We start from the raw sequence: 12,842 nt of genomic DNA, 5'->3' as shown, positions 1-12,842 counted from the left end.
ATGACAGCGAAGAGCAAGGACATCGAGCCCGCCCCCCGTCCGCCCGAGGGGTCGGCCGGGGCCACCACCCGCCTGGGTGACCGGGTCTTCAGCAACCTCTCCAAGGGGTCGGGCATCGCGCTGCTGGTGATCATGGGCGCCATCGCGGTGTTCCTCACCATCCGCGCCGTGGTCGCCATCCGGGCCAACGAGGGCAACTTCCTGACCACGTTCGCCTGGGAGGCCAACGCCGATCCGCCGTACTTCGGGATCGCGGTGCTGCTCTTCGGCACCGTGGTCAGCTCGGTGATCGCGATGCTGATCGCGGTGCCGATCGCGGTGGGCATCGCGCTGTTCATCTCGCACTACGCGCCGCGCCGGCTGTCCACCCCGATCGGCTATCTGATCGATCTGCTGGCCGCCGTGCCCAGCATCATCTACGGCCTCTGGGGCGCCCTCTATCTGGTGCCCAGGATGACCGGACTGTACGACTGGCTGGACCAGTTCCTGGGCTGGACCAAGGTCTTCTCCTACGACGGCAGCCCGGCCCGTTCGCTGATGACCGTCGGCATCCTGCTGGCCATCATGATTCTGCCGATCATCACCTCGGTCGCCCGTGAGGTGTTCAAGCAGACGCCCAAGGCGCACCAGGAGGCGGCGCTGGCGCTGGGTGCCACCCGCTGGGAGGTGATCCGGGTGACCGTGCTGCCCTTCGGGCGGTCCGGGGTGATCAGCGCCTCGATGCTGGGGCTCGGCCGGGCCCTCGGCGAGACCATGGCGGTGGCCACCGTTCTCTCGCCCAGCTTCCTGATCAACGCCAGCGTGCTGGAGTCCGGCGGCGGCACCTTCGCGCAGAACATCGCCAGCCAGTTCAAGGAGGCCGGGTCGATGGGCCGGGACGCGCTGATCGCCTCGGGGCTGGTGCTCTTCCTGCTGACCCTGCTGGTCAACGGTGCCGCCCGGCTGATCATCGCCCGTCGCAAGGAGTACTCGGGGGCCAACGCATGAGCCACGACACCACGACCCCGGAGAGCCCCGAAACCACCGGCACCGTCGACGTACGCCCCAAGACGCTGCGTCCGCCCAGGCTGCCGCGCTGGTCGGTGGCGGCGCTGCTGCTCGGTTCGGTCGCGCTCGGCGTGGCCGCCGGGCTGTTGGGCGGCCTGGAGAGCCGGGTGCAGTGGGGGCTGATCGCCGCGCTGGCCTTCGTCGTCTCCCGTTTCCTGCTGACCTCGGCCGTCGAGGGCCGCCGGCAGGCCGTGGACCGGCTGGCCGCCACCCTGGTGTGGGCAAGCTTCGTCCTGGCGGTGCTGCCGCTGGCCTCGCTGATCTGGGAGACGGTCGCCCGGGGCGCGCCGGGCGTCGACTGGTACTTCCTGACCCACTCGATGAACGGGGTGCTCAGCTGGCAGGACGGCGGCGGGATCTACCACGCGCTGCTGGGCACGGTGCAGCAGGTCGCGCTGGCCTCCGTGCTGGCCATCCCGATCGGCCTGCTCACGGCCGTCTATCTGGTGGAGTACGGCTCGGGCCGGCTGGCGAAGGTGATCACCTTCTTCGTCGATGTGATGACCGGCATCCCGTCGATCGTCGCCGGCCTCTTCGTCCTCAGCCTGTGGATCATGATGCTGGACCTGGGCTACTCCGGCTTCGCCGGATCGTTGGCGCTGGCCATTCTGATGATGCCGATCGTGGTCCGCTCCACCGAGGAGATGCTCAAGCTGGTCCCGGGCGAGCTGCGCGAGGCGTCGCTGGCGCTCGGCATCCCGAAGTGGCGCACCATCCTCAAGGTGGTGCTGCCCACCGCCATCGGCGGGATCACCACCGGGGTGATGCTGGCCCTGGCCAGGATCGCCGGCGAGACCGCGCCGATCATCCTGCTGGTCTTCGGCAACAACATGATCAACGCCAATGTCTTCGAGGGCGCCCAGTCCTCGCTGCCGCTCTATGTCTACGAACAGTGGGCGTACGGCACCGAGGCCGCCTATGACCGTGCCTGGTCGGCGGCGCTGGTGCTGATCGCCTTCGTGATGATCCTCAACCTGGTCGCCCGCGGCATCGCCCGCTGGAAGGCCCCCAAGACCGGTCGTTAGGAGAGGTGCCACCATGGCCAAGCGCATCGATGTCAGCGGGCTCAATGCCTACTACGGCGCCCACCGGGCGATCGAGGACATCACCATGCATATCGAGCCGGGCGCGGTGACCGCGTTCATCGGCCCGTCCGGCTGCGGCAAGTCCACGTTTCTGCGCACCCTCAACCGGATGCACGAGGTCACCCCGGGCGGCCGGGTCGAGGGCAAGGTGATGCTGGACAACGAGGACCTCTACGGCCCGGGCGTCGACCCGGTCTCCGTGCGGCGCACCATCGGGATGGTCTTCCAGCGGCCCAACCCGTTCCCCACCATGTCGATCTACGACAATGTCGCCGCCGGCATCCGGCTCAACGGCGGCGGGCGGCGCAAGTCCGAGCTGGACGAGCTGGTGGAGCGCAACCTGCGGGCCGCCAACCTGTGGAACGAGGTGAAGGACCGGCTGGCGCGGCCCGGTTCGGGGCTCTCCGGCGGTCAGCAGCAGCGGCTCTGCATCGCCCGCGCCACGGCCGTCGAGCCCGATGTGCTGCTGATGGACGAGCCCTGCTCGGCGCTCGACCCGGTCTCCACGCTGGCGATCGAGGATCTGATCGACAAGCTGAAGTCCGAGTACACCATCGTGATCGTCACCCACAACATGCAGCAGGCGGCCCGGGTCTCGGACCGTACCGCGTTCTTCAACCTGGCGGCGATCGGCCAGCCGGGCCGGCTGATCGAGATCGACCAGACGGAGAAGATCTTCTCCAACCCGTCCGTGCAGGCCACCGAGGACTACATCTCGGGCCGTTTCGGCTGAGCGTTTCCCCTTGAATGGCGGCGGCCCGCTCCCTTCCGGCCAAGGAGGGGAGCGGGCCGCCGGTCGTGCGGGGTGGTGCTCAGGCGGTGCGGTAGGCGTCGATGATGGTCTGGGTCAGCGTGTTGCCCGCGCCGTCCTCGACCTCGGCACGCAGCGAGACGCTGCCGCCGGCCTCGGGGCTCACGATCTCCACGGCCCCGTCGACGATCTCGACCTCCTCCCAGGTCTCGCCGCCGTCGACCGAGGCCGAGACGACCAGCGAGGCCGGCTCGTCGGCCGCCGAGCCCTGGACGGTCACCGGCACGGTCAGCGTCTCACCGGCCGGGGTCGTGCTGTCCAGCGCCAGCTCGGGGGTGAACCGGACGGCGCTGAACGGCAGCGCCGTCAGCTCGTCGGTGCTCGCCGAGGTGAACGTGAACGCGGAGGTGATCTCCGTGCTGACGGTGGCGATCGACGGGCCGCGCGAGACGGTGGTCACCAGCTCGTACTCGGCCTCGTCGGCCGGCACCTCGAACTCCACCCACTCCAGCGGCTCGTTCACGACGGCGTACTCCTCGCCGTCCCGGTAGAGCGTGGTCTCGGCCGAGTCGAAGTCGCTCGAACCGATGTTGCCGGCGCCGTCGGTGAACGCGTTGGTCCAACCGAAGAGCGTGTCGCCGTCGCGGTAGATGTTCCCGTCCTCGTCGGCCGCCGGGCCGTGGACGCCCACGTTGAGCGTCAGATCGTAGACCTCACCGGCGGTGTACTCGGCGAAGTCGACGAAGCTCAGCGAGGCGTACCAGACCTCGGGGGTGTCGACGGCCAGTTCGAGGCCCCAGGCCACCCCCTCCTGGAGGTAGAGCTCCGCGGTGCGCGGCAACGCGTACGCGTAGGCCGACACGAAGAACGAGCTCTCCGGGTAGACGAAGAGCGGCCCCACGGAGTCCGCGACCGAGCTGCCGAGGCCGGCGTTGACGCGGGCCGTCTCGGACAGCTCCAGGTGCTCGGTCAGACCGGTGTAGAACGCGTCGGGGCTGGAGTGCGCGGCGTAGTACTCCTGGCCGTCGGCGCCGAGCCAGCTGGCGGTGGCGTCACCCCTGACCTGGTACGAACCGGCCTCGCCCAGCTGGGCGGTGCGCAGCCCCTCGGGCAGACCCGGGGCGCTCCACGCGCTGAGGTAGAACGCCTCGCCGTTCTCGTCGAGGAACGAGACGCTGGGCGAGAGGTCCAGCTGTTCGGCGGTCTCGTCCGCCACCGTCCACTCGATCAGCTCGGCGTCGTTGGCGTCGGCGGTGACGGATGTGTCGCCGTCGACCTGGACGCCTGGCGCGACCAGCCAGTCGACGCCGGCCAGGTCCTCGCCGGTCTCGTCCAGGTGGTAGAGCGACACCTCGACGGCGTACTCGCCCTCGGGCACCCGGATGGTGCCGCTGCCGTCGGTCCCGGCGACCTCGAAGGCCTCGTTGGAGTCCAGGTTGAAGACGGTGGCGTAGAACTCCTCGGTCGGGGCGCCCGACCGGTCCGTCGACTCGACGGTCAGGTCGAACTTCTCCGACTCACGCTCCACCGCGCCGGCCGTGGTGACCACGGTGTCGGCGCCGTCGGTCGCGGTGATGTGCAGCGAGTGCACGCCGAACAGCGTGCCCACGGAGGTGTCGGCCGTCACCTCGACGGAGGCGGTGCCCCCGGCGGGCACGGTGACCTCGTCCGCGCTCAGGCCGAACAGCCCCTCGGGGGCCTCGGCGCCCTCGGGGTCGGTGGCGTGGGTGCTCAGCTGGAGCGTGACGTCCGCATCGCCGAGGTTGGTGTAGCTCAGCTCACGGGTGACCGGCTCGGCGTCATCGTGCGGGAAGGGCACGATGCCGAAGCTCAGGTTGGCCGGCTCGGCGATCACCGTCTGGGAGATCGCGGCCGGCACATCGATCCGGCCCGAGCCCTGCTGCACCGCGCTGTAGCCCTCGGCGGTGACGGCCGAGCCGGAGAGGACCGCCTTCACCTGCTGACCGGTCAACTCCGGGTTGGCCTGGGCGACCAGCGCCGCGGCGCCCGCGACATGCGGGGTGGCCATCGAGGTGCCGGAGATCGCCACATGGCTGTCGTCCACCGGGGTGCCGTAGTCCCAGATGGCCGCGCCCTCGGCGCCGGCGGCCGCGATGTCGACGCCGGGCGCCGTGACATCGGGCTTCAGCGCGCCGTCCCTGGTCCGGGGGCCGACCGAGGAGAAGTCGGCCAGCTCGTCGTTGTCGTCGACGGCGCCCACGGTCAGCGCCGCGTCGGCGGTGCCGGGGGTGCCGATGGTGCCGGCGCCGGGGCCCTCGTTGCCGGCGGCGATCACAAAGAGCGCGTCGCTCTCGGCGGAGAGGGTGTTGACGGCCTCTTCCATCGGGTCGATCTCGTTGCCGGCGTAGCCGCCCAGGCTCATCGACACGATGTCGGCGCCCTCGTCGACGGCCCACTGCATGCCCTCGATGATGTCCGACTCCCAGCCGCTGCCGAAGTCGTCCAGCACCTTGCCGTTGATCAGCTGGGCGCCGGGCGCGACCCCGGTGTACGGGTCGCCGACGCCGGCGACGGTCGACGCCACATGGGTGCCATGGCCGTCGAGGTCGGTCACCAGCTCCGACTCGGAGAAGTTCTGTGCGGCGACCACCTTGTCGGCGCCGAGGTCCGGGTGCTCAGCGGAAATGCCGGTGTCCAGCACCGCGACCGTCACCCCGGTGCCGTCGAAGCCGGCCTCCCAGGCATCGGGGGCGCCGATCTGCGGCACGCTCACGTCGAGCGACTTGGTGACCAGACCGTCCAGCGCGACCGAACCGATGCCGGGCGCCGCCTCCAGGACGCCGACCCCCTCGGCGGGCCGGGTCAGCTCGGCCCACAGCGCGGGCAGGTCCTCGTCGGCGACGGTCAGCGCCTCGCCGTCGACCGCCTCCAGGTCGGCGTCCACCTCGGGGTCGGCGTCGGCGAACAGCTCGGCCGCGCCCTGGTCCGATCCGGTGTAGGAGACGATCAGCCGCAGCCCGTCGACCCGGCGGTACTGCTCGCGGCTCAGCTCGGTCACATCGAAGAGGCGACGGTCGAGCGTGCCGTTCTGGATCAGCGGGATCACATCGGCCGGCAGCACCTGGACGCTGTCGCCGATCCGGACGGTGCGGGTCGGGATGTTCTCCCGGCCCTCGGCGGGGATCAGGCCGGTGGCCTGACCCCCCTGGCCGACAATCACCTGGTCGCCGGTGATCAATGTGATCCGTTCGCCGACGGCGTCCCCTTCGGCGACCGTCGGGAGCCGGCCCGCCGCCCCTGCCGCACCCTCGTCCGCTCCGGCCGTGGCCGCGAGACCCGCCGTCATGGCGAGCGCCACGGCGGTGGCCGCGACCACCGTCCGGTTGCGAGTCCTCTTGGGATCTATCTTCAACTGTCCCCCTGGTGACAGAAGTTGACAGGGGGCGTCATCCATCCCCCCAAACCGATCATCGGTCGGAGGACCAGTCACTTGCCATCGGATCCGGGGCGGAATTGGTGAGGAAGCGTCGGGGGAGAAGTGACCTTCCCGTGACCATCGACGCCGGGGAGCCGGCTCAGCCGACCACCAGATGCACCAGCCAGTAGCCCAACGCGGCCACCCCGCCGGCCGCCGGCATGGTGATGAACCAGCCACGCACGATGCTCCCCGCCACCCCCCAGCGGACCGCGCTCACCCTGCGGGTGGCGCCCACGCCCATGATCGCCGAGGTGATCACATGGGTGGTCGAGATCGGCGCGTGGAAGAAGTACGACGCCGAGTACAGCACCGAGGCCGCCGTGGTCTCCGCCGCGAAACCGCGCGGCGGATCCAGCTCGATGATCCGCCGCCCCAGGGTCCGCATGATCCGCCAGCCGCCCGCATAGGTGCCGAGCGACAGCATCAGCGCACAGGACACCTTCACCCAGATCGGGATGGCGTCGCTCTCGTCCTGCACATCGGCGATCACCAGCGCCATCACCACCACACCCATGGTCTTCTGGGCGTCCTGCAGACCGTGCCCCAACGCCATCCCCGCCGCCGACACCGTCTGCGCCATCCGGAAACCCCGCTGCGCCCGGTGCGGATTGGCCTTCCGGAACGCCCACAGGATGCCGACCATCACCAGATAGCCGAGGACGAGACCGATCAGCGGCGACAGCACCATCGGGATCACGATCTTGGTGAGCACCCCGTCCCAGTGCACGGTGGAACTCCCGGCCAGCGCGGCCCCGACCAGCCCGCCGAAGAGCGCGTGCGAGGACGACGACGGCAGGCCGTAGTGCCAGGAGACCAGGTTCCAGGAGATGGCCCCCACCAGAGCGGCGAACAGGATGACCATGCCCTGTTTGCCGGTCGGGGTGGCGATCAACCCCTCGCTGACGGTCTTTGCCACGCCGGAGCCCAGAAAAGCCCCGGCCATGTTCATCAACGCGGCCATCGCCAGCGCGATACGTGGGGTCAACGCGCGGGTCGAGATCGAGGTGGCGATCGCGTTGGCCGAGTCGTGGAACCCGTTGGTGTAGGTGAAGAAGAACGCCGCACCGATGACGACGAGCAGAGCGAAGGTGTCCACAGTGGGCTCAGGACTCCTTGACCACAATCGTCTCCACCGTGTTGGCGACCGACTCGAAGGCGTCGGCCGCCTCCTCCAGCACATCCACGATCTGCTTGAGCTTCATCACCTCGATGGCCTCGAAGCCCCCGCTGAACAGCTGCGCCAACAGCTTCCGATGCACCTGGTCCGCCTGGTTCTCCAGGCGGTTGACCTCGATCCAGTACTCGTTCAACTCGCGCATCGTGCGTAGCTTCGGCATCGCCTCGGCCGTCAGCTCGGCCGCCCGGCCCAGCACCTCTATCTGGCTCTCCACGCCCTTGGGCAGTTCGTCGATCTTGTACAACACCACCAGATCGACGGCCTCTTCCATGAAATCCATGATGTCGTCGAGCAGCGAGGCCAGCCGGTAGATGTCCTCGCGGTCGAACGGGGTGACAAACGACGAGTTCAGCTGATGGAAGATGGCATGCGTCACATCATCGCCGGCGTGCTCGGCGGCGCGCATCCGCTCACCGATTTCCACCCGCGCCTCCGCGTCGGCGCCCAGCAGCTCCATCAGCAGTTTCGAGCCACTGAGCACATTGTCGGCCGCGGTGGCGAACAGCTCGTAAAAGCTGGTCTCCCTCGGCGTCAGGCGAAAGCGCACGGCAGTTCCTCTGGCATTCAGCGGCTGTTGTCCCGATGATGCTAAGGGCAGAAACCAGCCACGGCTAACCTCTCCGGGAGCGAGCTGCTCAGCGGTTGCCGTTGTAGGGGCCGTAGGGTCCGTCGCTGCTGCTCCAGCCGCCGCCATGGCCGCCGCCGCGCGTCACCGAGGTGACCGCGGGCTTCACATCCACCAGGTAGACGATGGTGGCCACTGTGCCGGCGAGCACCAGCAGCAGCATCGGGATGGCCAGCTGCACGGCGACCGTGACGCCGAGGATCACCAGCCAGAACGGCTTGGTCTGCTTGTCGGCCGCCCGGAACGCGTCCTCCCGCTGGAGCGCCGCGTGCACCAGCGCGTAGACGCTGAGGACCAGCAGCGCGAGGAAGAGATAGAACCACAGCGACATGAACTTCTCGAAAAACACGCTCGCCACCCACTATGTCCGTTTGCTGAAGGTCGCCTTCCACGCTACCGGCCGAGAGCCCACGTCGGTAATGCCTGCTCCCGGCCGGGCCCGCCAAACCTTTCCCACGGGGGGTGTCAGTTCTTCGGCGGCATCTTCTTGGGCGCGCGGGGCGCGGCCCTGCGGGGGCCGCCCGGGCGGCGCGCCGCCTTGGCCTTGCTGGCCGGGGCCTCCGTTTCGGCCTCGGCGGCCTCGGCGGCCTCGGCGGTGACGGGCTCCGGCTCGGTGACGACCGGCTTCGCCTCCGTTTCGGCCGCGACCGGCTCGGTGACCGGCTCGGTGACCGGCTCGGTGACGGGTTCGGTGACAGGCTCGGTGACGGATTCCGGCTCGGTGATGACCGGCTCGCGCTCGACGCGGACCTCGGCGTCCTGTTCGGGCGTGCGGCGTCGTTCGACGGCGCTGCGGCCGCGTTCGGCCAGCTCGTCGTAGGTCTCGCGCGCCTTCACCGCGTACTCAAGGGCGAGGCCCACTCCCGTGAACGCCACCTCCTGCGCCTTCTCGCGCAGCTTGGGCAGCCGCTCCGGGGCCTCGGCGCGCAGCCGCTCCAGCGTGGCGGGCAGCTCCCGCAGCTTCTCCGCCGCGAGATCGGCCGTGCCGGCCGCGACATAGAGCGGAGTGGACTCGCTCAGGGTCTTCCGCAGATCGTCGGTGATGGTCATGGTGTTCCTCCCCTTGGGCGTCCTGGGTGGTTCAGTCGCGCTCGCCACGGAACGAGGCGTAGATCTGGAGCAGCGCCTCCTTCTGCCGGTCGGAGAGATCCGGATCGGCGAGGATCGCCTCCCGCACCCCGACCCGCTGGGCCTCCTCGGCCTCGTTCCGCACGCGTTCGTCGAGAAAACCGGCCTGGACGTACAGCGTTTCGGCGGAGATCCGCAGCGCCTTGGCCAGCTGCTGCAGGATCTCCGCGCTCGGTCTGCGCAGGCCCCGCTCGATCTGGCTGAGATAGGGGTTGGACACCCCGGCGGCGTCGGCCAGCTGGCGCAGGGACAGCTTTGCCTGCTGCCGCTGCTCCCGCAGGAACGCCCCCAGATCTTCCACACCGAGTGAAGCCATACCCCCAGCGTGCCCGAGCTTGCTAACTATTGCAAGCGATCCGCTTGCTGTGGGCTGTCACACAGGGCGCGGTCCACCAGATCGCTGGCGGCCTGCTCCTGGCGGAGCATGTTGTCGGGGGAGTCGCCCAGCGCCGTGGTCATGGAGACGGTGACGGCACGGCCGCCGTCGTCGGTGGCGCCGTTCAGCGTGATGTAGCCGCTCTCGCCGCCCTCGTGGCTCCAGTAGCTGCCGCCGCAGGACAACGGCCGGTTGACCAGGCCGAGGCCATAGCGTCCCGACGGCCAGAACGTCAGCATCTCCTCGCTGACCGGGACCGTGTCCCGCATCTCGGCCAGCCGCTCCTCGGACAGCAGCTCGCCGCCGAGCAGGGCCTGGAAGAGACGGTTGACGTCCTCGGTGGTGGAGACATAGCCGCCGGGGTCGGGGACGATCACCTCGGTGACATCGACCAGTTCGGCTGATTCGGCGGATTCACCGGATTCGCCGGATTCTCCGGCCGGGAAGAGCTCGTAGCTGCGGGCATGCGGCTCGCGGAGCGTCGGGGTGCCGTCCGGGAGATAGGTGTGGTCCATGCCGAGCGGCACCAGGATCCGGTCCTCCACCTCCTCGTGCCAGGAGCGGTCGGTGGCCCGTTCGACGATCATCGTGAGCAGGGCGTAGCCGGTGTTGGAGTAGGCCCAGTCGGCGCCCGGCTCGAAGTAGGGGCGGTGCGCTGTCGCCCGCGCGACGATCTCCTCGGGTGTGTAGGTGTCGTACCGGTGCTCGTAGTAGTCCTCCGGGGTGGCATGGCCGGGCAGGTCGTCCGCGAGGCCGCTGGTGTGCTGGAGAAGCTGGCGGACGGTGATCAGCCGGCCGTCGTTGCCGTTGCCCTCCACCACCCCCGGCAGCCAGTGGTCCACCGTGTCGTCGAGCGTCAACGTGCCCTCGTCGACCAGCCCGAGCACCACGGTGGCCACCAGGGTTTTGCTTGTGCTGGCCATCCGGAAATAGCCGTCCTCGGGCACCGGGCGATCCGTGTCCACCTCGGCGACGCCGCTGGTGGCGACCAGATCCGGGCCGTCCCCCGTGGTCACCCGGGCCTGGACGCCGGTGATCCCCAGGGCCTGGATGGCGTCGGTGTCCCGGCGCAGTTCGTCCTGCCCGTAGGCGGGCGCGTGCTCCGCGTCGGATGGCAGCTGGGCGGCGACGACGGCGGCGATCGAGGCGACGGCGGCCGTCCCGGCGACGAGCCACCACCTGCGGTTCTTACGGTTCTCGCCGGTCTTGCGGGTGGGGGCGGTTGGGTTTCTCATGGCGGCAACGCTAGGTAGGCGAACGGTCGCGGGTCGCTACCGCAGGCTGCCGAACGAAAGCTACAGCTGGCTGTAGTGCCCCGGCACCGCCCGCTTCCTAGGCTGAACCACGTGACAAAAGTGCTAGGCGTGGTCGATGTGCTCGGCGTGATCCGTGTGTGGGCGTTCACGGCGCGGCACGGCGCGCGCTATCTGCTGGGCACCCTGGTGACCGCGACGCTGACGCTTTTCGCAGCGCCGCTGCTGTGCATTCCCTCGCTGGCGCAGCCCTGGGCCGAGTGGCACCGCCAGCGCGCCGGGGCGCTGCTGGGGCAGCCGGTCGAGCCGCGCCCGCGTGCCACCCGCCGCAATCTGCTGTGGCTCGCGACGCAGGTGGGCCTCGGCCTCCCGCTCGGCCTCCTCGCCCTGCTCATCGTGGCCAATCTGCTGTTCGTTCCCCTTATCGCCCTGTTCTGGTGGGCATTCGATCCGGCGCCCTGGCTGCCCGTGGCCAGTGTTCCGCTCACCGACTGGGACACCGCGATCACGATCGGTTCGGTGAATGTCGTGGTGCTGGTGGGCCTCGCCCTCCTCCTGCTGTCGCCGCTCGCCCACGCGCACGCCAAGTGCTGCCTGGCGATCCTGGCGCCGACCCCCGAGGAGCAGCTGGCCGAACGGGTCACCGAGCTCACCCAGACCCGTTCGGATGTGCTGCAGGCACACAGCGCGGAACTCCGCCGGATCGAGCGGGACTTGCACGACGGCACCCAGGCCCGGCTGGTGGCGATCGCGATGCGGCTCGCCGTCGTCGGCCAGCGCCTCCCCGACGATCCCGACGCCGCCGTGCCGCTGGTCCGGCAGGCCCAGGCCGAGACCGAGGAGGCGATGACCGAGCTGCGCGCCGTCATCCGCTCCATATATCCGCCGGTCCTGGCCGATCTCGGCCTCTCCGGCGCGCTCAGTACGCTCGCCACCAGAGCCGGGGTGCCGACCAGCATCGATATCGGGCCGCTCGGCGAGGTTCCGGCGGCGGTCGAGGCGGTCTCCTACTTCGCCGTCACCGAGGCGCTGGCCAATGTCGCCCGCCACAGCCGGGCCACCCGGGCGTCCGTCCAGGTCACCCGCGAAGTCGAGCTGCTGCGCGCGAAGATCACCGACGACGGCACCGGCGGGGCCGACGCCGCCCGGGGCTCGGGGCTGGACGGCATGGCCCGCCGCGCAGCCGCGCTCGACGGCACCATGACCATCAACAGCCCGCCGGGCGGGCCGACCGTCATCACCGTGGAGCTGCCGTGCGCGTAGTGATCGCCGAGGACAACGTTCTGCTGTCGTCCGGTCTTGAACTCCTGCTCAACGCCCAGGGGTTCGAGGTGGCCGCGATCGCGGCCGACGCCCCCGCCTTCCTCGCCGCCGTGGCGACTCACCGGCCCGATGTCACCATCGTGGATGTGCGGCTGCCGCCGAGCTTCCGCGACGAGGGCATCCGGGCGGCCGTCCAGGCCCGCGCCGACCATCCGGGGCTTCCGGTGCTGGTCCTGTCGCAGTATGTGGAGCAGGAGTACGCCGGCCGGCTCCTCGCCGACGCCAGGGGCGGCATCGGCTATCTGCTCAAGGACCGGGTGAGCCGGATCGCGGAGTTCACCGACGCGCTGCGCCGGGTGGCCGACGGCGGCACCGCCATGGATCCCGAGGTGGTCGCCCAACTCCTCGCCGCCCGCGTCGATCCCGTCGATTCGCTGACCGCGCGGGAGCGCGAGGTGCTGGTGCTGATGGCCGAGGGCCATGACAACGCGACCATCGCCGGCCGGCTGGTGATCACGGAGAACGCCGTGCACAAACACATCGGCAATGTCTTCCTCAAGCTCGGCCTCTCGGTCGGCGACAGCGGCCACCGCCGCGTCCGCGCCGTGCTCGCCTACCTCCGCCACCATGGCGGCACCGCCGGCGTCGAGGGACGGCTGCCCCCCAACGCCGGCGGCCGGTGAGCCCGTTGGTCGGTA

The 12,842-nt window shown here is 69.9% G+C and carries 12 protein-coding genes; 5 read left to right on the top strand and 7 right to left on the bottom strand.

Going from position 1 to position 12,842, the window contains the following annotated elements:
• Genes pstC through pstB form a run of 3 tightly spaced genes read left to right on the top strand, consistent with a single transcriptional unit; the run spans position 1 to position 2,865 of the window.
• Complete coding sequence (gene pstC / locus AOM46_RS10095) at positions 1–987, top strand: phosphate ABC transporter permease subunit PstC (protein WP_062208362.1); 987 nt, start codon at positions 1–3, stop codon at positions 985–987.
• Positions 984–2,072, top strand: a complete 1,089-nt coding sequence (gene pstA / locus AOM46_RS10090) for a phosphate ABC transporter permease PstA (protein WP_062208359.1) — start codon at positions 984–986, stop codon at positions 2,070–2,072. Before pstC ends, pstA begins: the two co-directional genes overlap by 4 nt.
• 13 nt (positions 2,073–2,085) lie before the next feature.
• Positions 2,086–2,865 (top strand): phosphate ABC transporter ATP-binding protein PstB, encoded by a 780-nt coding sequence (gene pstB / locus AOM46_RS10085; RefSeq protein ID WP_062208356.1) that lies wholly within the window; start codon positions 2,086–2,088, stop codon positions 2,863–2,865.
• A gap of 79 nt (positions 2,866–2,944) precedes the next feature.
• Here the strand turns inward: pstB and AOM46_RS10080 are convergent, their stop codons facing one another.
• From AOM46_RS10080 to AOM46_RS10050, 7 genes are all read right to left on the bottom strand, one after another.
• A complete protein-coding gene (locus AOM46_RS10080; protein WP_234313701.1) occupies positions 2,945–6,256 on the bottom strand; it encodes a S8 family serine peptidase in 3,312 nt (1,103 codons plus the stop codon).
• Positions 6,257–6,419: 163 nt separating this feature from the next.
• Positions 6,420–7,418, bottom strand: a complete 999-nt coding sequence (locus AOM46_RS10075; RefSeq protein WP_062208349.1) for an inorganic phosphate transporter — start codon at positions 7,416–7,418, stop codon at positions 6,420–6,422.
• A 7-nt stretch (positions 7,419–7,425) separates the two neighbouring features.
• Positions 7,426–8,046 carry a DUF47 domain-containing protein gene (locus tag AOM46_RS10070; RefSeq protein WP_062208346.1) on the bottom strand — a complete coding sequence of 207 codons (621 nt, stop codon included), beginning with the start codon at positions 8,044–8,046 and terminating at the stop codon, positions 7,426–7,428.
• Positions 8,047–8,134: 88 nt separating this feature from the next.
• Positions 8,135–8,455, bottom strand: coding sequence for a DUF2516 family protein (locus tag AOM46_RS10065; protein ID WP_062208806.1), 321 nt, complete (start codon positions 8,453–8,455; stop codon positions 8,135–8,137).
• Positions 8,456–8,589: 134 nt separating this feature from the next.
• Positions 8,590–9,174 (bottom strand): hypothetical protein, encoded by a 585-nt coding sequence (locus tag AOM46_RS10060; RefSeq protein WP_062208343.1) that lies wholly within the window; start codon positions 9,172–9,174, stop codon positions 8,590–8,592.
• A 31-nt stretch (positions 9,175–9,205) separates the two neighbouring features.
• Positions 9,206–9,568 (bottom strand): helix-turn-helix domain-containing protein, encoded by a 363-nt coding sequence (locus AOM46_RS10055; RefSeq protein WP_062208340.1) that lies wholly within the window; start codon positions 9,566–9,568, stop codon positions 9,206–9,208.
• Positions 9,569–9,594: 26 nt separating this feature from the next.
• Positions 9,595–10,863, bottom strand: a complete 1,269-nt coding sequence (locus tag AOM46_RS10050; RefSeq protein ID WP_062208337.1) for a serine hydrolase — start codon at positions 10,861–10,863, stop codon at positions 9,595–9,597.
• 111 nt (positions 10,864–10,974) lie between these two features.
• Here AOM46_RS10050 and AOM46_RS10045 point away from each other — a divergent pair, with 111 nt between their 5' ends.
• Together AOM46_RS10045 and AOM46_RS10040 are read left to right on the top strand one after the other, a co-directional pair.
• Positions 10,975–12,144, top strand: coding sequence for a sensor histidine kinase (locus AOM46_RS10045; RefSeq protein ID WP_234313700.1), 1,170 nt, complete (start codon positions 10,975–10,977; stop codon positions 12,142–12,144).
• Positions 12,135–12,827, top strand: coding sequence for a response regulator transcription factor (locus AOM46_RS10040; protein WP_062208334.1), 693 nt, complete (start codon positions 12,135–12,137; stop codon positions 12,825–12,827). Before AOM46_RS10045 ends, AOM46_RS10040 begins: the two co-directional genes overlap by 10 nt.
• Positions 12,828–12,842: the final 15 nt, after the last annotated feature.

The organism is Streptomyces sp. NBRC 109706, assembly GCF_000974485.1.
Lineage (GTDB): Bacteria > Actinomycetota > Actinomycetes > Streptomycetales > Streptomycetaceae > Streptomyces.
This window is presented reverse-complemented; position numbering and strand designations above follow the sequence as displayed.